The sequence below is a fragment of the Chryseobacterium gleum genome (genome assembly GCF_900636535.1).
Classification (GTDB): Bacteria; Bacteroidota; Bacteroidia; order Flavobacteriales; family Weeksellaceae; genus Chryseobacterium; species Chryseobacterium gleum.
On record NZ_LR134289.1, the window covers coordinates 3178595 to 3201910 of the forward strand.

22 protein-coding genes are annotated in these 23316 nt (G+C 36.7%); 6 read left to right on the forward strand and 16 right to left on the reverse strand.

Features of this window, described 5'->3' with window-relative positions; all coding sequences use genetic code 11:
* Positions 1-6 precede the first annotated feature (6 nt).
* The 7 genes from EL165_RS14450 to EL165_RS14480 all read right to left on the reverse strand — a co-directional run bounded on the left by EL165_RS14450 (position 7) and on the right by EL165_RS14480 (position 5627).
* The gene (locus EL165_RS14450; RefSeq protein ID WP_002983787.1) at positions 7-213 is read right to left on the reverse strand and encodes a PepSY-like domain-containing protein; all 207 of its coding nucleotides are present in this window, start codon (positions 211-213) and stop codon (positions 7-9) included.
* A gap of 30 nt (positions 214-243) precedes the next feature.
* A complete protein-coding gene (locus tag EL165_RS14455) occupies positions 244-693 on the reverse strand; it encodes a PepSY-like domain-containing protein (protein ID WP_002983788.1) in 450 nt (149 codons plus the stop codon).
* Between the two features lie 207 nt (positions 694-900).
* Positions 901-1596 (reverse strand): YjjG family noncanonical pyrimidine nucleotidase, encoded by a 696-nt coding sequence (locus EL165_RS14460; RefSeq protein WP_002983790.1) that lies wholly within the window; start codon positions 1594-1596, stop codon positions 901-903.
* A 203-nt stretch (positions 1597-1799) separates the two neighbouring features.
* A complete protein-coding gene (locus EL165_RS14465; protein ID WP_002983793.1) occupies positions 1800-2390 on the reverse strand; it encodes an RNA polymerase sigma factor in 591 nt (196 codons plus the stop codon).
* A 194-nt stretch (positions 2391-2584) separates the two neighbouring features.
* Entirely contained in the window at positions 2585-3076 is a 492-nt protein-coding gene (locus EL165_RS14470) for a hypothetical protein (RefSeq protein ID WP_002983794.1), read from the reverse strand.
* A gap of 84 nt (positions 3077-3160) precedes the next feature.
* Positions 3161-4441, reverse strand: coding sequence for a methionine adenosyltransferase (gene metK / locus EL165_RS14475; RefSeq protein ID WP_002983796.1), 1281 nt, complete (start codon positions 4439-4441; stop codon positions 3161-3163).
* A 235-nt stretch (positions 4442-4676) separates the two neighbouring features.
* Entirely contained in the window at positions 4677-5627 is a 951-nt protein-coding gene (locus EL165_RS14480; protein ID WP_002983797.1) for a LysR substrate-binding domain-containing protein, read from the reverse strand.
* Between the two features lie 132 nt (positions 5628-5759).
* Here EL165_RS14480 and EL165_RS14485 point away from each other — a divergent pair, with 132 nt between their 5' ends.
* The 5 genes from EL165_RS14485 to EL165_RS14505 all read left to right on the forward strand — a co-directional run bounded on the left by EL165_RS14485 (position 5760) and on the right by EL165_RS14505 (position 10025).
* Complete coding sequence (locus EL165_RS14485; protein WP_002983798.1) at positions 5760-7247, forward strand: catalase; 1488 nt, start codon at positions 5760-5762, stop codon at positions 7245-7247.
* A 105-nt stretch (positions 7248-7352) separates the two neighbouring features.
* Complete coding sequence (locus EL165_RS14490; protein ID WP_002983799.1) at positions 7353-8120, forward strand: enoyl-CoA hydratase-related protein; 768 nt, start codon at positions 7353-7355, stop codon at positions 8118-8120.
* A 52-nt stretch (positions 8121-8172) separates the two neighbouring features.
* On the forward strand, positions 8173-8595 hold the full coding sequence (locus tag EL165_RS14495; RefSeq protein WP_002983800.1) for a deoxycytidylate deaminase: 423 nt from the start codon (positions 8173-8175) through the stop codon (positions 8593-8595).
* A 6-nt stretch (positions 8596-8601) separates the two neighbouring features.
* A complete protein-coding gene (gene xerD, locus EL165_RS14500; protein ID WP_002983801.1) occupies positions 8602-9516 on the forward strand; it encodes a site-specific tyrosine recombinase XerD in 915 nt (304 codons plus the stop codon).
* The gene (locus EL165_RS14505) at positions 9513-10025 is read left to right on the forward strand and encodes an NUDIX hydrolase (protein ID WP_002983802.1); all 513 of its coding nucleotides are present in this window, start codon (positions 9513-9515) and stop codon (positions 10023-10025) included. Before xerD ends, EL165_RS14505 begins: the two co-directional genes overlap by 4 nt.
* A gap of 101 nt (positions 10026-10126) precedes the next feature.
* Here EL165_RS14505 and EL165_RS14510 read toward each other — a convergent pair whose 3' ends face one another.
* The 9 genes from EL165_RS14510 to EL165_RS14550 form a co-directional block, all read right to left on the reverse strand.
* Positions 10127-10585 (reverse strand): heme-binding domain-containing protein, encoded by a 459-nt coding sequence (locus EL165_RS14510; RefSeq protein ID WP_002983804.1) that lies wholly within the window; start codon positions 10583-10585, stop codon positions 10127-10129.
* Positions 10586-10588: 3 nt separating this feature from the next.
* Positions 10589-12409, reverse strand: coding sequence for an Ig-like domain-containing domain (locus tag EL165_RS14515; RefSeq protein ID WP_002983806.1), 1821 nt, complete (start codon positions 12407-12409; stop codon positions 10589-10591).
* A gap of 25 nt (positions 12410-12434) precedes the next feature.
* Positions 12435-13697: a serine hydrolase domain-containing protein gene (locus tag EL165_RS14520; RefSeq protein ID WP_002983807.1), complete on the reverse strand. Its 1263-nt coding sequence runs from the start codon at positions 13695-13697 to the stop codon at positions 12435-12437.
* Positions 13698-13885: 188 nt separating this feature from the next.
* On the reverse strand, positions 13886-14815 hold the full coding sequence (locus EL165_RS14525; RefSeq protein ID WP_002983809.1) for a 2-hydroxyacid dehydrogenase: 930 nt from the start codon (positions 14813-14815) through the stop codon (positions 13886-13888).
* A 45-nt stretch (positions 14816-14860) separates the two neighbouring features.
* On the reverse strand, positions 14861-15166 hold the full coding sequence (locus EL165_RS14530; RefSeq protein WP_002983811.1) for a GxxExxY protein: 306 nt from the start codon (positions 15164-15166) through the stop codon (positions 14861-14863).
* Positions 15167-15324: 158 nt separating this feature from the next.
* Complete coding sequence (locus EL165_RS14535; RefSeq protein ID WP_002983813.1) at positions 15325-15867, reverse strand: acyl-CoA thioesterase; 543 nt, start codon at positions 15865-15867, stop codon at positions 15325-15327.
* Positions 15855-16607, reverse strand: coding sequence for a hypothetical protein (locus tag EL165_RS14540; RefSeq protein ID WP_002983815.1), 753 nt, complete (start codon positions 16605-16607; stop codon positions 15855-15857). Before EL165_RS14540 ends, EL165_RS14535 begins: the two co-directional genes overlap by 13 nt.
* Positions 16608-16841: 234 nt before the next feature.
* Positions 16842-18959, reverse strand: a complete 2118-nt coding sequence (locus EL165_RS14545) for a TonB-dependent receptor (RefSeq protein ID WP_002983816.1) — start codon at positions 18957-18959, stop codon at positions 16842-16844.
* A gap of 320 nt (positions 18960-19279) precedes the next feature.
* Entirely contained in the window at positions 19280-20050 is a 771-nt protein-coding gene (locus EL165_RS14550) for a WG repeat-containing protein (protein ID WP_126358650.1), read from the reverse strand.
* A gap of 288 nt (positions 20051-20338) precedes the next feature.
* Here EL165_RS14550 and EL165_RS14555 point away from each other — a divergent pair, with 288 nt between their 5' ends.
* A complete protein-coding gene (locus EL165_RS14555; RefSeq protein WP_002983820.1) occupies positions 20339-23122 on the forward strand; it encodes a bifunctional aconitate hydratase 2/2-methylisocitrate dehydratase in 2784 nt (927 codons plus the stop codon).
* Positions 23123-23316 lie beyond the last annotated feature (194 nt).

The following is a 23316-nucleotide window of genomic DNA, read 5'->3' on the forward strand; positions in this document are numbered from 1 at the left end:
AGTAATCTAATTTGATTTCACATTTCGGCCGTCTGCATCAAAAACAAGATACAGACCATTCATCAAATGAATTTTGTAAGCATTGTATTTTTTTTCAATAGAGTCAATGATACTGCCAGGATAATTCCTTGTCATAAATGAAACTATATTCTTTCTGATCTGAGCAGAAGAAATCTTTCTTCCGTTGCTGTTTATTATATTCCAGTTGACCATAATATTAAAATTTAGCGTTTAGTGTTAGTGTTAATCGTCGATCTTTTTGAAGTTCCCGTTTCGGTCAAATTCAAGTTCCAGTCCATTGGAAAGCTCTGCTTTATATGACCATCTTTTCTTTTCTATTTTAATGATGTAGGTATTAGGAAAGTTCTTCGTACTGTAATTTCTGATAGATACCGGAATAAAGCCATATGGAATTTTCTGGTGCTTGCCATCTACTTCTTTCCAGTTTCCGCTGCTGTCGAACTCCATTTTCATTCCATTGGTCAGATATACTTTGTATTCATCAACTCCATAGATTTCCCTGTCTTCTATGGCTGAGTTTACAGGTATACCTTTAAAATGGACAGCAAGAAAGTTTTTTGCTGTTTTCGGCAACTGATTGGGAGAGATTGCTCTATCCTGTGCAGAAATAAAACTTCCCATCAATAAAAACATGATCATCAATACTCCTGTGATTTTCTTTACATTTTTCATATGATTACATTTTTCTGTTGTTATTCTGAAGCAAAGTTCATCATCAATTTGGGAAAGAATTGGGAAAATGATTTCGGCAAAAATAAATACGGTAAAATTTAAGATTTAACCACAGATGTCTGCGTTGATTTTTTAGAAAATATTACAACAAAAAAACCACTAAGATGATCTTAATGGCTTTTATATTGTGAACTTATGTTCTTATGTTTATAAGTATTCTTTAATCTGCTGAAGATGGGTAATAGCTTTTAGTCCTTCCTTCTGTTTATCTTCTTTATATACATCGAAGAAAATAGCATCCATTCCGAAATCTGTAGCACCCATTGCATCTGCAATCCAATCGTCACCAATCAGGATACTTTCTTCTTTTCTTGCTTCAGAAAGCCCGAGAGAATATTCAAAAATCCTTGGATTAGGCTTTCTTACGCCTACAGAATCTGCACTGGTAATCGTTTTAAAATAGGGTGCAATTCCGGATAATGTACATTTTCTTTCTGTCACCTCCTGAAATCCGTTGGAAATGATGTGTAATGTATAATTTTTCGCTTTCAGATATTCCAGAACATCCTCTGCTCCTTCTACCAGTTCGTTATGACTCACAATATTATCAAGGAAGTTTTCTTCAAAATAAGAGGCAAGCTCCTTATTATCTATTCCAAAATGTTTGAATGAATCATAAAAACGGTGTTCTCTCAAATACTCTTTGCCAATAATTCCGTCTCTGATCTTTTCCCATAATTCTTCGTTGATATCATGATAAACAGAGTGAAATTCCTCAAAGTCAATGTGATACTTTGAAGTGATTTCCTGCTTTTCAAAAAGGTCTTTGATGGTAAGATAGGCATTTCTGCGATGATCCCAGAGCGTATTGTCCAGGTCAAAAAAAACGTGCTGCATTTTCATACAGCACAAAGTTAGTAATTTTAATTTTTCGAGACAGGGTAATTCTTGCTCTTGCTTTTGACAATTTCAAGGCTTTTAGAAAAGTTGAGCAAAAAATCGATTGTTTGTTTCTTAGGTTTCAAAGTTTTCACTTTTAAAGAATCATTTTTTTTCATAGGCGAAGTATGTTTTTCTTTAAAACGTGAATTTATTTGAAATATTATTTACCTGGTCAATATTATATTATTTTCATCCATGATTTTTCTCAGGTTTATCAAAGCATATCTTACTCTGCCTAATGTTGTATTAATGCTCATCTCCGTATGATCTGCAATTTCTTTGAAACTCAAGCCATCAAAAAACCTCAGTTTTATGACCTCCTGCTGGTTTTGTGGCAAAAACTGCAGCATCTTCAGAAGATCCTCCTGAATCTGATTGGTCACCAGCTGATCTTCAATATTCTCCGAAGGTTCTCTGATTAAATCAAAAATAGAATACTCATCCGTTTCAAAAGTAGTTTCTGAAACTTTGATATTCTTGGCTTTTGACCTGAAATGATCGATGATTAAATTGTGGGAAATTCTTTTCGCCCAAAGAATAAATTTACCTTCTTCGTTGTAGCGCCCTTCTTTTAGCATCACAATAATCTTCATGAATGTATCCTGAAAGATATCGTTGGCTAAATCTTCATCATTAATTTTGTAAAAAATGAATGTAAACAGTTCTCTCTGATGTCGGTGAATGAGGGTTGATAATGCGCCCTCGTCTCCTTTTTGGTAAAGGGAAATTAGTAAACTATCCGATTTTGATTTCATAACTCTTCTCAATATAAATAATTCGCAGACAGGCATTCCTCCAGATATTTCATCTGGCCTTTGCTGTATCAACAAAACAGTTCTAGAGTAGAGTCTATTCTATAGGCGGTACAAATTATTATGATGTAAATATAATAATTTTTTAATAACTGTTAACCTATTATTAAATTTTATAGAGAAAAATCTAAAAAAAATCACTTAAACATGTCGTGAATAAAGACAGTAGGGATATTTAATGTAAAATTAACATTAAGCCCTTTCATTTCTTTCCCGTTCAGACGGGTATCTCCAATAGGAAAGGCATATCCGCCTGTAAGATCCAGCATACCAAATAAGGTAACTCCAATCTTAGGAGCAATATATTTATTAGTTCCTTCAACACCTGCTAAAAAATAATATGAATGATAGAAATCCACATTCTTTTCAAAATTAAGAAGAACATCAGCCTGCAGTTTCGGCATAATGGCAAATTTGGAATCCACAGATCCCATCATTGCAGACCCTCCCAATCTGTAGATCAAATCATCATTTTTAAGGAAAAGCAATTTACCTCCTACTTCGCCAAAACTTTGATTCTGGTAGGTATAGCCCACACTGATCATTTTATGCATGGTATATTGAGCTTTTACGGCTGTACTTAGTAAAAACAGAGACAGGATGGCAACTACAGTTCTAAAATTCATCATCTTTCTATATTATAAGGTGTAAAATTAAAAAAAACTGCCTTATCCAGAGATAAAGCAGTTCATTTATTATTGTTTAAAGAGAAATTAAATTCCAAAAGCGGTTTTAATCTCTTCTACTTTGTCAAGTTTCTCCCAGGTGAAGAATTCAAGATCTTTCAATGTAAGCTCATTTTTATGTCCTTTGTTGAAAGTTTTATCAGCTACATAATGCTCTTTACCCATGTGTCCGTAAGAAGCTGTTTCCTGATAAATAGGATTTCTTAATTTTAAGTTCTGCTCAATAGCATAAGGTCTTAAATCAAAAATAGCAGAAACTTTTTTCGCAATATCTCCATCATGCAGATCTACTTTTGCCGTTCCGTAAGTATTGATGTATAAACCACAAGGCTCAGCTACTCCAATAGCATAAGAAACCTGTACCAAAACTTCATCAGCTACTCCTGCAGCCACTAAATTTTTAGCAATATGTCTTGTTGCATACGCAGCACTTCTGTCTACTTTAGAAGGATCTTTTCCAGAGAAAGCACCACCACCGTGAGCTCCTTTACCACCGTAAGTATCCACGATGATTTTTCTACCTGTAAGACCGGTATCTCCGTGAGGTCCTCCGATTACGAATTTTCCTGTAGGATTGATATGATATTTGATCTGATCGTTAAATAAAGCTTTGATCTCCTCAGTTTGCTGTGCAACCACTCTTGGAACCAGAATATTTTTGATATCCTCACGGATCTTGTTCAGCATTTCTTCTTCAGTTCCAAAGTCATCATGCTGGGTAGAAACTACAATAGAATCAATTCTGATAGGTTTATGATCATCAGAATATTCAATTGTCACCTGGCTCTTTGCATCAGGACGAAGATAAGTGATCTCCCTATTTTCTCTTCTGATGGCAGAAAGCTCTTTCAGGATTGTGTGGGCAAGATCCAGTGCAAGAGGCATATAATTAGCCGTCTCATTAGTTGCATATCCGAACATCATTCCCTGATCCCCGGCACCCTGTGCATTTGCTTTAGCTTCGAAAGACTCATCATTTACAGCTCTGTCAACGCCCTGGTTGATATCAGGTGACTGCTCATGGATCGCAGAAATCACTCCGCAAGAATCTCCATTGAACATATATTCTCCCTTTGTATAACCGATTCCGTTGATTACCTCTCTGGCAATGGTCTGTACATCAAGGTAAGCATCAGATTTTACTTCTCCTGCCAATACCACCTGTCCGGTCGTTACAAGAGTTTCACATGCTACTTTTGAATTTTTATCGTATGCTAAGAAATGATCGATTAATGCATCGGAAATCTGGTCGGCAATTTTATCCGGATGTCCTTCTGAAACGGATTCAGATGTAAATAAATAAGACATATAATTCTTTTGTTTTTAAAGATTTAAAATAGTGTTTGCGAAAAATATGAATGAAATTGCCCAGAAAAAAGAATACTGTTTTAGCATTTTTTTATAGAGGTTGCAATCAGGTCAAATTTTTCCTCGTAATAAACGTCAGCAAATTTAAGTACTATTTTCCTAATACTCAAAAATTTTGTTTATTAATTACAATTTTATTTAAATTGATGATTTCTATCACTTTAACACATTCCTGCTACTGAGGCTTGATGCTTACAAATTCTTTCGGACTTTCGTGATAATTCAGTTTAAGTTCTAAAGAACTCTTGATAGAATATGACAATTCATCAATGATTTTTTGTTTAAAAGTTGGCTTATAATAAATAATACTGATCTCGCGATATGGGAAAGGTTTTTTGAATCTGAAAACATTTTTCTTCTGCTGTTCAGAAAGCTGGCTCAGTGCAAGCTCCGGCAGAATACTGATTCCTCCTACTTTATCCACCATATGCACCAAAGTCTGAATATTGGACGCTAAAAAGTCTAAATTCTTAGGCTTTAATGTATTTTCTTTCAGGTGGCAGATGTTTTCAAACTGATTTCTCAGACAGTTTCCTTCTTCCAGCAGCCATACTTTTTCTACATTCAGATCTTCCGGAATGATGTAAGAATTCTTCTTATTGGCTTCTGTATTGGAACTGTAGATCATCAGCTCTTCGTTGAACAGGAAATCCTGATAAAACTCGTCAGCAGTATCATAAGGAGTAGAGATAATTCCCGCATCCAGCTCTCCTGCTTTCAGAGCTTTAATAATATTATCAGTGGTCATTTCTTTTACATTCATCTGAATTTTCGGATTGTCCTCAAGGAACTTGAAAATTTCCGTTGGTAGAATGAAAGAAGAAACGGTAGGAATGATTCCGAGATTGATGGTTCCACCCAGAATATTATTCAAGAGGTTTGCTTTGTTCTTCAGCTCATTGACAGACTCAATAATTACCTTTGCCTGATCAATAATCTGCAGGCCAACATCCGTTGTACGGATCGGGTGAGTTGTCCTATCGAAAACCTTTACATCCAGTTCATCCTCAAATTTCTGTATCATGGCACTTAACGTAGGTTGGGTAATAAAACACGCCTGAGCGGCTTTACCAAAATGTTTATACTTATCAACAGCGATAAGATACTCCAGTTGCTGAATGTTCATTTGATTAATATTATCTATTACAAAGATATAACGTTTTTGCTATTAGCAATTAAAAATTCAAGTAAATTTGATATTCATTACCTTTACACTTGGATTTAGAAAAGAAAAACAATTATTCAAATCATCAATTATATGGATTCTAAAAAATTAACGTTAAGTAACGGAGCACCTTATTATGAGCATCAGGATTCCCAGACGGTAGGACCAAGAGGCCCGGTATTGCTGCAGGACTTTATTCTCCAGGAAAATCTTGCACACTTCGTTAGGGAAAGAATTCCTGAAAGGATAGTACATGCCAAAGGAAGCGGAGCTTACGGAACTTTCACGGTAACACACGATATCAGCCAGTATACGAAAGCAAAACTGTTTTCAAAGGTAGGAAACTCATGCAGAATGTTCGCAAGATTTTCTACGGTAGGAGGTGAAAAAGGAAGTGCAGATACCGCAAGAGATCCGAGAGGTTTTGCTTTAAAATTTTACACTGAAGACGGAAACTGGGACCTTGTAGGGAACAATACTCCCGTATTCTTTATTAAAGACGCTAAAAAATTCCCTGATTTTATTCATACTCAGAAAAGAGTGCCGAAAACAAACTTAAAAAGCGCCACCATGATGTGGGATTTCTGGAGTTTAAACCCTGAATCTCTTCATCAGGTTCTCATATTAATGTCAGACAGAGGAACTCCTTATGGATACAGACATATGCATGGTTTTGGATCCCATACCTTTTCTATGATCAATGATAAAAATGAAAGAGTCTGGGTAAAGTTCCATTTCAAAACAAAGCAGGGTGTAAAAAACTTCACAGATGAAGAAGCTGTAAAAATGGCTGGTGAAAATCCTGATTTTGCACAGGAAGATCTTTGCAATGCCATTGAAAACGGAGATTTCCCAAAATGGACGATGTATATTCAGGTAATGACAGAAGAACAGGCAAAAGATTTCAGATGGAATCCGTTTGACGTAACCAAAGTATGGTTCCATGATGACTTTCCTCTGATTGAAGTAGGTGAAATGGAACTTAATGAAATTCCTGTCAATTATTTTGCCCATGTGGAACAATCTACTTTTTCGCCAAGCAGCCTGATCAACGGAATTAGTTTTTCCCCGGACAAAATGCTGCAGGGAAGATTATTCTCTTATCCTGATGCACACCGTTACAGAGTAGGAGTAAATTCTCATCAGCTTGAAGTGAACAGATGTCCTTTTGCCGTCAACAATTATCAGAGAGACGGCTTTATGGCAGACTCAAGCCATTATCAGGATAAACCAAATTATCACCCGAACAGCTTTGATGATATAAAACCTGACCCTTCTTATAAAAACTACGAATATGAGTTAGACAGTGCCCATGTTGCCAGCTACAACAGAAATGATAATGACAGTGACCACTATACCCAACCTGGACTTTTGTATTCAAAAGCAATGAATGCGGAAGACAGAGATCATCTGATCAAAAACATCGTGGGCAGTATGAACGGTATCAGCGGGCCTAAAAGAGACGAAATTATCAACCGTCAGTTATGTCACTTTTTCCGCGCCAACATTGAGCTTGGCATGAAAGTGGCTTCTCAGTTAAACGTCAATATTGATGCAAATATGATGAATCATTCCAAATAATCATATTGAATAATAAATTAAAAAAAAGGAAAAAAAAATAATATTTTTTCCTTTTTTTTGTAAAAAATTCATAATTTGCAAAGGATGATATTTTAAAGTGGAAAAATGAGTTACGAGAATATATTATTAAAAAAAGAAGATAAATTATCTATTATTACCATAAACAGACCTGAGAGTTTAAATGCTTTAAATGCAAAAACAATTCAGGAAATCAGTTCCGCATTGGATGAGCTTAATGCTGATACTTCCTGCAGGGTAATTATCCTTACCGGAAGTGGAGAAAAATCTTTTGTAGCGGGAGCTGACATCAAGGAATTCAGCGAATTCGGACAGGAAAGAGCGGAAGAACTTGCAAGAAACGGACAAAATACATTGTTCAATAAAATTGAAAATATGTCCAAGCCTGTTATTGCTGCCGTTAACGGTTTTGCATTAGGAGGAGGTTTGGAGCTTGCCATGGCATGCCACATCAGATATGCATCTGAAAACGCCAGATTAGGGCTTCCTGAAGTAACACTTGGTTTAATTCCGGGTTATGGCGGAACTCAGAGGCTTCCTAAACTTGTAGGAAAAGGCATTGCCAACGAAATGATCTTCTCTGCCAAAATGATCCTTGCCCAAAAAGCAAAAGAGATCGGACTGGTGAATGAAGTATACCCTATTGAAGAATTATTAACCAAAACTAAAGAATTAGCAAACACTATTGCCTACAATTCACCAATGGCAATATCAAAGGCAATAAATGCCGTGAATCTATCTGACACAGAGAAAGGTTTTGAAACTGAAATTAAATATTTCGGCGAACTTTTTGAAATGGCAGATAAGAAAGAAGGAGTTACTGCGTTTCTAGAGAAGAGAAAGCCGAACTTCTAATCTTTCTTAAAGACTTTAATCCAAATTATTTCGAAAAAAACAATGCTGTGGTATGAATAAGTTTGATAAAGCTTATCTAAAAATGGCTCAGGAATGGGCAAAACTCTCCTACTGTAAGAGAAAACAGGTGGGAGCTCTTATCGTAAAAGATAGGATGATTATTTCAGATGGTTACAACGGGACTCCTTCGGGATTCGAAAACTGCTGTGAAGATGAAGAAGGGAAAACACACTGGTACGTATTGCATGCTGAAGCCAACGCTATATTAAAGCTGGCCGCTTCTACTCAATCTGCAAAAGGAGCTACGTTATATCTGACGCTGTCTCCATGTAAGGAATGCAGCAAGCTGATCTTACAGGCAGGAATTACGAGACTGGTGTATATTAATGAGTATTCGGATGACGACGGAATATCGTTCCTGAGAAACCATAATATTGAAATAGAACAAATATCGGACTGTGAACTAAAAAAATAAGCACAAATGACTTGGGATGAAAAGATCAAAGATTTTGAAATATTTCTTCGTTTCGAAAGGAATTTTTCAGAAAACACACTCGACGCCTATGTTCGGGACATTAAAAAATTAAAAGATTACGCAGAAGAGGATCTGGAAAACGTCGGTCCGGACTCTATTGCCTACGAAAATCTGCAGGAATACATTTTCAATCTTTCCAAACAGAAATTCAGTGAGAGATCACAGGCAAGATGGATATCCTCCATTAAAGCCTTTTTCAAATTTCTGCTTGAGGATGAATACCGTGAAGACAATCCTGCGGCGCTGCTTGAAGGCCCTAAACTGGGATTATATCTGCCCGATACTTTAAGCCTTCCTGATATCAACAAAATTATTGCTGCTATTGAGGTCAATACAGATCTCGGAAAAAGAAACCAATGCATCATAGAAGTACTCTATGGCTGCGGGCTTCGCGTTTCTGAACTGATTGATCTGAAGATTTCGAATATCAACTTCAAAGAGCAATACATCAAGGTACACGGAAAGGGAAACAAAACCCGTTTTGTTCCTTTAGCTGACTATACTGCTGATCTGCTTGACAGTTATATCAAAGAAGTACGTTCCAAAGGTAAAATCAATAAGAAATATGAAGATACTCTGTTTTTGAACAGCCGTGGAACATCCATGTCCAGAGTAATCGTATTTCTTATTATTAAAGAACTTACAGATAAAGCAGGGGTTAACAAAAAAATATCTCCACATACATTCAGACATTCATTTGCAACCCATTTATTACAGAATGGCGCAGATTTACGTTATATTCAGGAAATGCTGGGACATTCCAGTATTACAACAACGGAGATCTATACGCACCTGAAAACTGAAGAATTGAGGGATGTTATTTTGAGTTATCACCCGAGAAATATTAATATTACTCAATGAAACTATTGAAATATTGCCCAAGCTGCGGCAAGGAGTCCTTACACTGGGATGGCGAAAAAAAATGGAGCTGTCCGGAATGTGGTTTTACTTTGTACAATAATGTGGCAGGCGCTGTAGCGGTTGTCATCAGATGTGGAGACGAAATTTATCTTACCCGAAGAAACAGAGATCCTAAAAAAGGTAAACTCGATCTTGCAGGAGGATTCGTAGACCCTAAAGAAAGTGCAGAGGAAACCTGTAAAAGAGAACTTTTTGAAGAACTTCAGCTTGATATTGATATTTCCAACCTGAAATACCTTACCAGCCTTCCTAATGTATATCAATATAAAGAAATTGATTATAATACGATTGATCTCTTTTATGAATACAATGTTCCGGAAAAGTTTGAGGTAAACCTTGAACTCTCCGAGATCTCGGAAGCTGTCTGGATTCCTTTACAGAATCTGGATCTTGAGGATATCGCTTTTGATTCCCAGAAGAGATTTTTCGAGGGCTATGTAAAGAAATAATTTTTGTAAAAATTCTCCCGTAGATTTTACAGATCAGGCATACTACTGTTTAAACAATATGCTTAGTTTGTAAAATCTGCGGGAGTTTTTTATTGTAGAAATTAATAGGTTTTATTCTTCAGCATTTCTTCAAAATACTGAGTCAGTAATGCTCTTTCTGCTTCTGAAAGATTGGCTTCTTTATGATAAACAATATAGCCGGGCATCGGCATTGTTCTGTTCCGGATCGTCTGAACAGATTTAGTAAGCATGTTCTCCTTCAGATCCTTATTGTATGTTCCCCAGACAGAAAAATTAAGATGCTCCCTCCCTTCATTCACGTGGCTTTTTACAGACCATGAAACGGGAGCAATAAAAGCGTATTTCGGATAAACCGTCTCATTGGAATGGCAGTCATAACAGGCATTTTTAAGCAGTGTCCTGATCTTTTCCGGAGATTTCCTTGCATCAACAAAGTTGACAGCAGCATCAACAGGTTTATTGGTCCTGTCAATAGGGAAAAACTGAATCAGTGCAAATGCAACCAATGTCCAGAATAGTATTTTCTTAGCAGTCTTCATTGCTTACTTTGCTGGAGTTAAAACAGCATTACCAGATTTAAATTCTTTTTTCAACACGGGTTTTGTTGTCGTAGATTCAGCTGGAACCGTTGTTTCTGGTGCAGAAGCAGAGGCAGGTGCTGAAGTTGGAGCAGGTGTCGATGTGGCAGACGTTGATGTCGATGATTTCGGGCTATCAAGTGTTCTGGTATCTTTCAGGTCCCAATCTTCTCTTGTTTCCCATAATCCTCTTACGATCACTTTTTTATAGAAGATATAAGCATCTTCAGCAAAAATGTCATTGGCAAAATCTGCTTCATCCCAATACTTGTTTCCGTTGTTATCTACAAGAATTCTTACAATATATTCCCCAGGTCTCAGGATATCAAACTTTACCTTATCTCCTTTTGTGTATTTCTGATATGCCACCTTGTCGGAAGAATCAATCAGTTGAATCCAATAATTGGCTTCCGGAGCATTTGAAATGGAAAATTCAACACTTCCGAACTGGTCTACTTTAGCAACATCAAAATCGAAACGTTTTGACTGGGTATTTTTTGCAAAGAATGAAGATACCGTTTCTTTAGGCACGGTAAGCTCATAACTTTTTCCCATTACAAAATCAGATTGAACCAAGATCTGGTAAGGGTTCGTTTCCGAGATTTTAGCAGTAAACGGTATTGTTGTCAAACTGTCTCCTTTCGCTCTTAAAGTCCATTTTGAAGGATCAATTTTATCAATAATATAGTTAGATGCAATTTTCAAATCTGCTTTTGGAGCAATTGAAGTCCCGTCATTATCACTGAAGACATCCATGGCATTCTTCTTATTGTATCTGTAGAATAAAGAAACACTGTAGGCACTGTCTTTTTTCGGACCTTTGTTATGAGTGAAGATCAGTTTTTCATTAGCATCCTGTCCTACATTATCTTTTACGGCATCAAACCAGATTCTGACAGAGTCTGATTTTGGATTGTGTGTGATTTTGACATCCTTTAATTTCTCGTTCAGCGACTGTACTTTTACTTCATCAGGATTTCCTTCAAACGTCATTAAAACTCCTCCGGCAATCTCTTTCATTTCTACATATTTCACCGGTTTTCTGGAAGGATAGACTTTTAAGTTTAACCCCGAAATTGATTTCTCAACATTGATAGGATCTTTCTGGAAACCTACCTTTTCTTTGCCCGGATCATACATGGAATTGCCGTTCTCATCTTCAAAGGCTATGATTTTATATTTCCCGGGAGTCAGATAGTTTAATTCATAATATCCGTCTTCATCTACCTTCGTAATATAGTAAGGCTTTTTCTTGTAATCCATCGTATCTTTCACCTGATACAAGCCGACTACCAGTTTATTTTCAGTAGTTGTACCGGCTTTCTTTTTGGTATCCAATGCATCTTTTACTTCTCCACTGATATAAAGATCATCCAGTTTATCTCCGGTAGAAAAGGCAAAGTTGAAATATCTCAGTACATTCGACTCATTATTATCAACAATGGAATTCCCGAAATTGAAATTATAGGTAGTATTAGCCTGAAGAGTATCCGTCCATTGAATCAACACAAATTTGTTGGCTATATTTGAAGGAAGGATTCTTGTTATCCCTTTGATGGGAGGTGAAATAATCAGGTTTTTATTGATATCCTTCAATGTCACATATTCGTCAAAATCCAGACGGAGCTCACGGATATCTCTTTTGACATTAATTCTTGTGGTATCAATGTTTGAGCTTAAAAATTTCGGAGCCAGCGTATCTTTAGGCCCACCAACAGGTGATCCTACCCTTGCACATGAGTGTACAAGAAAACAGATAACAAATAATAAAAGAAACCTTTTCATGAAAATGTTTAGGCAAAAGTAAACATTATTCTCCAAAAACTTCCTGTCCGGAATTCAAAGAATCTTTATTATCATTCATCACGGTATGAAGCTTATCTTTCTGCAAAGGGAAATCTTCGAACAAACCAGATAAAGCAAGAGCTGTATACACTTTGTTTGAATATTTGTTCCCAATCGCCACGATGGTCACTTTAGATTTTAAAAGATGGGCAAATACAGAGTTTGTACCATGCCACCATCCATTGTGATAAGTCAGTTTTTCACCATTGTCAAATATTTTCATTCTGAAACCTAATCCATAGTTATTCATTCCTGCCTTCTCATTGCTATAAGGAGTAAATACCATTTGCATTAGTTCCGGCTTCAGGAAGTTTTTTGAAAACATTGCTTTTGAGAAGTTGTACAAATCTCTTGGCGTAGTGTAGACATTTTTATCTCCGTAAATCAGATCTAGCCTATCTAAAGGATAAAGCTTATTTCCTCCGTAATAGAAAGACTGTGAAGCGGTAGGAATATCTTTTTCCTGGAAAATGTAAGTATTATTCATTTTCAATGGTGTGAAAACCATTTCTTTCATCGCCTGAGGAAAAGGAGTTTTGGTCACTTTTTCAATTAACAGGGCTAATAAAGCAAAGTTCGTATTACAATACATAAATCCTGTATCCGTATCTCTTGCCAGATCAGGTTTATATTTGATGATCATATTCAATACATCCTGATTGGTAATGAACGGCTTGGAAAGTTCTGCCGGAGCAGGCTGTATTTTGGTAATAAAATATTCGTATTTCGGAAGACCGCTTCTTTGATCCAATAAAGTCTGTACAGTAACATTAGGGTAGGGAAATCCCGGAAAAAACTGGGTAAGATGATCAGTAAGTTTTATTTTTCCGGCCTCTATCAGCTTCATCATGGCCATTGCAGTTAACGTCTTCGAAACTGAGGCAACGTGCAAAGGTGTATTTTTATCGATTGGCATCTGGTTTCCTTCTCTTCCGAAACCTCTGTAATTTTCATATAAAATCTCATCCCCTTTGGCAACAAGAATTCCACCGCTGAGATCTCCTCCTTCCCAAACTTTTTTATAATACTGATCGATGTAATTTACCGTTGACTGTCTGTTCAGGAGTTGTCCGTCAGCTTTTGTGAAAACATTTCCCAGATCTACGCTTCCGTAATTAGGAAGATTGGTGGTATTTTCTACTGAAACTTCTTTAGCTTCAGACTTTTTTTTACAAGAAAACAGAGATAAAAAAACAGTTAAGATAAGTAGTAAATTACGCGTCGTCATGAGATTCAAAAATGAGCGGCAATTTAATAAAACTCAAAATAAATAATAAATATGAGCCGGATATTATGAATTATTTAACATAAATGAATAGAGAAATAAAAATGAGTGATTAGTAACAAAAAATAAAAAGACGAATTCACCCTTTTGCAAATTCGCCTTTTTACCTTTTATTACTTCATATTACTTGTCTAGCAATACGAAGCTACAATTTTATCTACAATAAACTGCGCCAGCTTTTCTTTACTCTGATGGGTCCAGCCGGCAATGTGTGGAGTGACAATGGCTTTTTCTGACTCAAGAAGGTATTTCAAATCCTCATTTTCTGCTTCCAGATGTTCGAAAGAAGACTTTTCATATTCCAGTACATCCAGACATACACCTTTTACTTTTCCGGCTTTCAATGCTTCTACTAAGCTTTTAGTTTTCACATTTTTTCCTCTTGCTGTATTGACAAAGTAAAAATCATTTTTCATTTCTGTGATGAAGCTTTCATCAATAAGGTAATGCGTTTCCGAAGTCAAAGGAATATGTAAACTTACAACTTCTGCAGACTGTTTCAGTTCTTCCAGTGAAACCTGTGTTGCAAATTCATCTGAAAGTCCCGGAAGGATATCGTGGAAAATTACTTTACATCCGAATCCGGAAAGTCTTTTGGCAGTTGCTTTACCCATATTTCCATATCCGATCAACCCGACTGTTTTTCCCAACAATTCATCACCTCTGTTTTCTTCACGTTTCCAGATCCCGTTTTTCACTTCCTGGGAGGCAATGAAAAGCCTGTTCATGATAACAAGCAACATTCCTACCACGTGCTCAGCTACCGAATCCCTGTTTCCTTCCGGGGAATTGATCAGTTGAATTCCCAGCCTTTCAGCGACAGGTATATCAATATTCTCCATTCCGGCTCCTACTCTTGCGATAAATTTCAGGTTTTTACCTTTTTCCAGAAAGTTCTTATCTAATGGAATACGGCTTCTGATGATAATTCCGTCATAGTTTTCAATTTTATTACAAACCTCATCATAGGACGACGTGAAATCCTCTTCCAGGATAAAATTCTTAGCCAAAAGCTGTTCAGTGATGAGAGGATGGTTTTTATCTAAAAGAAGTATTTTCATAGTTTAAACACGAATGACACTAATTTATTTCACAAATAACACAAATTATAATGTTCCATTAATTACTCTTTTAACACCGTTTTTAAACTGAAGTGTATTAAAGTTAATCAACATTCCAAGTTTACAATTACTGAGGCGGAGATAGGTAAGTATTTGAGCTAAATGAATATCCTGTAGTGATTCTACAGATTTTATTTCCAGCACAAATTTTTTCTCAATCAAAAAGTCAAGCCTGTAACCCACATCCATTTTGACCTCATCATAAATTAATGGCATCGGCTTTTGTCTTTCTACAAGAATATCATGTTTATTTAATTCATAAAACAGGCATTCTTCATAAGCACTTTCCAAAAGTCCTGGCCCTAAGGTTTATGAACTATATATCCTGCTTCGTAAACAATTTTTGATATATCATTTTCAGAAATATCCATATTATTTTTTTCCATTTGATCGGGTACAAATCATTTGTGAAAATTTGTGCCAGTCATTCGTGTTATTTGTGTTTAAGTTTACTTTTTATCTTTCTTAGACTCCTGCGGTTCCTGGAATAACTTTTTAAGTTCTACAGATTCCAAAGGTTTCATTCTTCCGGAAAGAATCAGTGAAAGTTCTTTTCTACGGAATGCAGCCGCAAATCTTTCTTTTTCCTCATCCGTTTCAGGAATCATTTCAGGAATAGGAATCGGACGGTTGAATTCATCCACTGCAACGAAAGTATAAATACCTGCATTCGTGTGGACTTTCTTCTGATTGATCGGATCATCCAACCATACATCCACATATACTTCCATCGAAGTAGAGAATGCTCTGGAAACTTTGGATTCCAAAACCACAACTCCACCCTCCGGAATCGGATGATTGAAAGATACATGGTTTACAGAAGCTGTTACTACTCTTCGCTCGCAGTGTCTTGCTGCAGAAATAGACGCACAACGGTCCATTTTTGCCAAAAGCTCACCACCGAAAAGGTTTCTTAAAGAATTGGTTTCGTTCGGAAGAACGATATTGGTCATAATAGTCAGGGATTCTGACGCTTTTTTTATTTTTGCCATCTAGTCTTAGTGTTGTTTGGAACAGCCGGAGCAGGTTTTACGCCTTTTCCGACAGATTTTACTAATGAATCTTTTTTCAAAGAATCTGAAACGGGCGTTTCCGGGGTATGTGCCATCACTTTCACCGTATCTTTTACAATTCTGTGAGTAGAGGTCTGTACGGAAACATTATTGAAAGATTTTTTCCCAAAAAGAAGCTCCTGCTGGGTAAATGCCAGGTATAAAATTCCCAGAACCGGAATAATCAGAAGGAAAATCCAGAGAATTGTTTTTCTGAATTTAAAATCTTTCTCGCGGTTAACTGAAGTATTTACCTTTTCCCCGTTATTAATATCTGATAAGCGGATCTCTTCCAATCCGTAAAAGTCCGGGCGGCCGGATTCTATTCTTTTTCCCTTGAAATGAGTATGTCCTTCTTCAATGAAGACTGTTCCAAGGTTTTGAATTTCAAGAATCTGCTCAGCCTGAAGTTTTTTCTTCCAGAAATCAGTCTGGATTTTCAGATCACTTCTTGAAGCTTCCAGGGACATCTGTTTCTGCTCTGCAATAAAAGCAGTAAGATCTTCGGCCTGCACTTCATAGTCTATGGTAAATTCTATCTGACTGGCCGGAGGTAAGATGCTCCCGTTTTCGGAATTGATAATTGCCTTAGAATTTTTCAGTGAAAACACCCCAAAGCCTGGAACCGTGGCAGTTCCAAATTGTTTTAAGTATTCTAAAATGTATGCTGAAATATTCATTTGGCAGCAAATTTATAACTTTTTCATGACTTTTCAGGATATTTAACCTTTATAAAAAAAGACTGCCGAAACAGTCCTTTAATTATTATGTATTAAAATAGATATACTTTTAATTAAACTTCTTTTTTCAAGCTTAAAAAGGGTAAATCTGCTAAAAGGCAAAAAGGCCGATTTGTAAATTTAAATATCTTTATATCCGGTCTTTTACCATTTTACCTTTTGCCATTTTACCAATTATTGTATTTTCCAGCTTATCCCAAACATGAAATTAGTGCCTGCCTGTGAAAAATAATAAGGCTGTCCTTCATAAACAGATCCGTTGTTGACATATTTTTTGTTGAACAGGTTATTCACCAGAAGTTTTAAGGCAATTTCATTATTGGCAATTTTAAACTGGTACTGCGCATTGAAATCTGTCAGGAAATAATCTTTAAGCTGAAGATTTGCGTCTTCCGTATTGTCAAGATATTGCTTTCCGACATACTGATTCATTAAAGCAAACTGGAAATTCTTTGCAGGATTAAATTTCAAACCTAAGTTGGCTATCACATTCGGTGAGAAAGAAATCTGGGTATTCCCGAGACTTTTAGGTACATCACCATTCTGAATATTAAAATCCTGGTTTCTGTTCTGGCTTAATGTTACATTACCGGAAACTTCCCATTGTTTGGATAGTTTTGCCAAAGCCCCGATTTCAATTCCTCTTCTGTAACTTTTTCCTGAATTTGTTCTGATGAATGCTCCTACATTATTCAATTCTCCATTCAAAACCAACTGATTGACATAATACATGTAATAGACATTCGCAGTAAACGACACTATTCCGAACTGTTTTTCAAAACCGGCTTCAATATCGTGAAGCTTTTCTGCTTTTACGTCATTGTTCGCCATCAGGTCATCTCTGTTGGGTTCACGGTGAGCATGAGCATAGGAAAGAAATATTTTACCGCCGTTAATTCTGTAATTAACTCCGGCTTTTGGATTAAAGAACAGCCAGTTTTTGCTTAAATCTGCTCCTTCATCATCACCTGCTGTCAGGATTTTGGTATTGTAGTTGATTTTCCTAAGCTGTAAATCCCCAAAAAACTCAAAATTATCCAGTCTGAACAATGCCTTTGCAAAGCCTGAGACCTCATTTTTAACAGAACGGTTTCTGTAGTATTCACTTTCATCAATCTGAGGAAAGAAAACACCGGTAACATTTCCATAATGTCTTCCGTAATATTGATTGGCTACAGCACCAAAATTCAGGTCCAGATTGTCAAACTTCCCGTACAATGTGGAAACAATTCCGTAAAAGTCGTTATTCAGCCATTTTTTTTTGATGAAATCTGAATATTTTACCGTTTCACCTCCTTCAGTAATATCCGGCAGATTGTATCTTGAGAAAGGGTCTCCCTGTTTGTAATTTTCGTAATATCCTTTTCCTTTTGTATAATGAAATGTGGTTTCAAGATTCCAACGGTCGCTGAATTTCTGTTCCCACAGTAACTGATAATGGTTTTGTCTGTAATTATCGGTTTCATTATCGTAGAATCCTACAATATTTTCCCAGCTGGCATCATATATTGCTCCCGAAATATTGAATTTCGGATCAGTTTCCCACGTTTTACGGTCAATGCCGTTCCATGCCTGATAAGTTTTCTCTTTTCCTCCGAAAGCCATTAATCGCAGCTTCGTATTTCCTTCTTCAAATAAAGCTGTAAAGTTATAGGAATGTAAATTGGAGGAAGCCCTGTCAATATAGCCGTCAGAATGAATATGCGTATATCTTCCCATTACGGAAAGGCGGTTTTTCCAGAATTTTCCGGAACCTATTTCTGCTGAATATTTGTAAGTATTGAATGAACCATAGCTGTCATCTGTTTTAAAGTAAAACTTCTCTTCCGGATCTTTAGAAAGAACATTAATACTTGCCCCAAAGGCAGAAACTCCATTATTGGAAGTTCCGACTCCTCTCTGAATCACAATCTGCGATGCAGAGCTGGTTAAATCCGGAACGTTGACAAAAAAGGTTCCCTGGCTTTCCGAATCATTGTATGGAACACCATTCATCATTACATTGATTGCACTTCCCGAAACACCACGGATTCTGAATCCTGTATATCCTACTCCGTTTCCTGCATCTGAAGTAGAAATAATGGAAGTTTGATTTTTCAAAAGAATAGGGAGATCCTGCCCCAGGTTTTTCCCGTCCAGATCTTTCTGTACGTTGATGATTTCCTTTGCTACCGGCAGTCTTTTGGTAAAATTGACCGCTTCAATTTCCCTTATTTTCAGGGAATCTTTATCCTGAGCCTGGATAAAAGCTACAGAGCCTATACTAAGCCCTAAAAAAAATAATCCTTTCATTCTATAAATCTTGACATTTAATGAATAAAAGGGGTGATTACGAGATAATTGATAAATGGCAAATAATAATTGATGCTTATCGGTCATTTATCGTTAATCATCTATCAATTATTTAAATGGTTCCCTAAACAGCATTACCTGTTCCAGGTTCATTGGGTATAATCTCAGCCTGTTAAAGCACCCCTTTATTTCAGTGGCAAAATTACAAAAAATATATGAGATCAAGGTGTGAGGTGCGGGATATTGGGCAACGGGATAAAAATACCATGAAAAAACAGGAATTATCAGATGTATCATTCATCAATTATTATTTATATTCCCTAGTACGTCTTATTGTTCGCATCAATATAATAGTAATTCTGTCCATCTTTTGTCACTTCAAACATCTTACCCAGTTTCCAGCTGAAATTTCTTTTAATATTGGCATATTCAAAAGGAATGATGATTTTATTGTTAACATCAATAACCCCGAATTTATCATTATTGGAAGCCACAATCATAGGATTAGCGACATCATCTCCTTCCAGGATAAAGAGATACTGATATTGAGGATAGATCTGATATTGTCTGTAATCCGCTGCATTCACAAACTTTGATTTTTGTATGATTCCGTAAAAACCATTGAGAATGTAGGCCTGGAATAACTGCTGCTTATATTCTTCGAATTTACATTTCCCGAAGTCTGCTTCCTTAAATTGGTATACTCTCTTTCCTGACTGGTCTATCCTGTAAGAAACCATATCTTTTTCTACGGTTGCATAATTTTTTGTCCCGAATTTTCTCACTTTTTCGTTGGGTGAATTCAGAAGGTTGCAGTCTTCGTAAAAAAATACAGCAATATGATATTCCGGTTGAATGATGAATTTTCCGTTTTGGTTTACATATCCAAACTGGTCACCTTTCTTTTTAGGGATCAAAACCGGGAGATCTTTATTAATGATTACCAGATCAGGATTCGGCTTATTGGCTGTACTGGCTTTTTTAGCCGTAGTTTTTGAACTTTTTTTCACACCTGTTTTCTTCACAGATTTTGTCTGCGAGAAAACGAAAAACGAAATAAAAACACATAAAACATTCAGGAATTTTTTCATATTCTCCATTTGTTTACAAAAATACGGCCAAAAATAGATATTATAAAATTCATATTTATAAAGAATCTAAATAATTTCACTCTTATAAAATACTAAAATTTCGTAATTTTGGGAACATTTTGAAATGTTTGATAATTTTAAAAAACTTTTAAAAAAAGTGTAGATTATGCTGACTTTATTCGGTTAATGTTGCGTCAAATGCGAGAACTCAAAATGTCATTAAACTGTATTTATACAGACCGGTAAAGAAAAGGCAGGGCTACCTTTAATTTTGAAAGACCTTCTATTATGAGTATTTATAAGGATTACATCAAAGAAATTGAAGAAAGAAAAACCCAGGGGCTGCATCCAAAGCCTATTGATGGTGCTGAATTACTAAGCGAAATCATTACACAAATTAAAGACTCAGGTAATCCTGACCGACCGGATTCTCTTAAATTTTTTATTTATAACACACTACCCGGAACAACAAGTGCAGCGGGAGTAAAGGCGAAATTTTTAAAAGAAATTATTCTGGGAGAATCCGTAGTAGAAGAAATTTCCCCGGCATTTGCTTTTGAATTATTATCACATATGAAAGGCGGGCCTTCTATTGAAGTGCTTCTGGACCTTGCTTTAGGTAATGATCCTGCTATTGCTAAAGCAGCAGCAGACGTTCTTAAAACACAGGTTTTCCTTTATGAAGCCGATACCAACCGTCTGAAGGAAGCCTTCAACAGCGGTAACGAAATTGCAAAAGAAATCATCGAAAGCTACGCAAAAGCTGAATTCTTCACTCAACTTCCTGAAGTTGCCGAAGAAATCAAAGTAGTAACCTATATCGCCGGTGAAGGAGACATCTCTACAGATTTACTTTCTCCGGGTAACCAGGCCCACTCAAGATCAGACCGTGAACTTCACGGTAAATGTATGATCACTCCTCAGGCTCAGGAAGAAATTAAAGCTTTACAGGCAAAACATCCTGATGCAAGCGTTATGCTTATTGCTGAAAAGGGCACAATGGGTGTAGGATCATCAAGAATGTCAGGAGTAAATAACGTTGCTCTATGGACAGGAAAGCAAGCCAGCCCTTATGTACCTTTCGTGAACATTGCTCCGATCGTAGGAGGAACAAATGGTATTTCTCCGATCTTCCTTACCACAGTAGACGTTACCGGAGGTATTGGGATCGACCTTAAAAACTGGGTAAAGAAATTAGATGAGAACGGAAACCCTGTTCTTAACGAAAACGGTGAACCCTTTCTTGAAGAAGCTTATTCTGTAGCAACAGGTACTGTTTTAACAATAAATACAAAAGAAAAAAAATTATACAACGGAGATAAAGAACTTATCGACCTTACAAAGTCTTTCACTCCGCAGAAGATGGAATTCATCAGAGCGGGTGGTTCTTATGCCATTGTATTCGGTAAGAAACTACAGACATTTGCAGCTCAGCTTTTAGGAATTGAAGCTCCTGCTGTTTTTGCTCCGTCAAAAGAGATTTCTCACGAAGGGCAAGGACTTACTGCTGTAGAAAAGATCTTCAACAGAAATGCTGTTGGAGTAACTCCAGGAAAAGTATTACACGCAGGTTCAGATGTTCGTGTAAAAGTAAATATCGTAGGTTCACAGGATACCACAGGTCTTATGACTGCTCAGGAGCTTGAATCTATGGCTGCAACCGTAATCTCCCCTACTGTAGATGGAGCTTACCAGTCAGGATGTCACACAGCTTCTGTTTGGGACAAAAAAGCACAGGCTAATATTCCGAAGCTGATGAAATTCATGAACGAGTTCGGTCTGATTACAGCCCGTGACCCGAAAGGTGAATACCATGCCATGACTGACGTTATCCACAAAGTTCTTAACGATATCACTGTAGACGAGTGGGCTATCATTATTGGTGGTGACTCTCATACAAGAATGTCAAAAGGTGTCGCTTTCGGAGCTGACTCAGGAACTGTTGCGCTTGCATTAGCGACTGGTGAAGCCTCTATGCCGATCCCGGAATCTGTAAAAGTAACGTTCAAAGGAGAAATGAAGCCTCACATGGATTTCCGTGATGTGGTTCACGCTACTCAGGCTCAGATGTTGAAGCAGTTTGGAGGAGAAAATGTATTCCAGGGAAGAATCATTGAGGTTCACATCGGAACTCTTCCTGCTGACCAGGCATTTACATTTACAGACTGGACTGCTGAAATGAAGGCAAAAGCTTCTATCAACATTTCTGAAGATAGTACATTAATCGAATCACTGGAAATCGCAAAAAACAGAATCCAGATCATGATCGATAAGGGTATGGATAACCACAATAAAGTTCTTCAGGGATTAATTGATAAAGCCAACAAGAGAATTGAAGAGATCAGATCAGGAGAAAAACCAGCCCTGACTCCGGATGCAAACGCTAAATATTATGCTGAAGTAGTGGTAGATCTTGACGCTATCGTTGAACCAATGATTGCTGACCCGGATGTAAACAATGAAGATGTTTCCAAAAGATATACCCACGATACCATCAGAGACCTTTCTTACTATGGAGGTGAGAAAAAAGTAGACCTTGGTTTCGTTGGATCTTGTATGGTTCACAAAGGGGATCTTAAGATTGTTTCTCAAATGCTTAGAAACCTTGAAAAACAACAAGGAAAAGTAGAATTTAATGCACCACTTGTAGTGGCAGCTCCTACGTATAATATCATTGATGAATTAAAAGCAGAAGGAGACTGGGAATTATTAGAGAAATACTCCGGATTTGAATTTGATGACAATGCTCCAAAAGGAGAAGCGCGTACAGAATATAAAAATGTAATGTACCTTGAGCGTCCGGGATGTAACCTTTGTATGGGTAACCAGGAAAAAGCGGCTAAAGGAGATACTGTTTTAGCAACTTCTACCCGTCTTTTCCAGGGAAGAGTTGTTGAAGATTCTGAACGTAAGAAAGGAGAATCCCTGCTTGCTTCTACTCCGGTTGTGGTATTATCTGCAATTATCGGTAGAATTCCTAGCATTGACGAGTATAAAGCAGCCGTTGAAGGCATTGATCTTACAACGTTTGTACCGTCTATTAAAGAACTGACCAGTACAAGCGCTCACTAAGAGAATTAACAAATAAGTCGCAAGACTTTTGAAAACTATATAATTGAAAGATTTTAGTCCTTTAGGATTTAAGATCTTTCAATTTTTTGTTTAGAATGTTTCTATTTTAAGTTAAATACGATTTTTTTTCAATAAAACCTGAAAAACGAAATCTATTTTTTCTTAAATTGAAAGTTATAAAATCTCTTGATTTT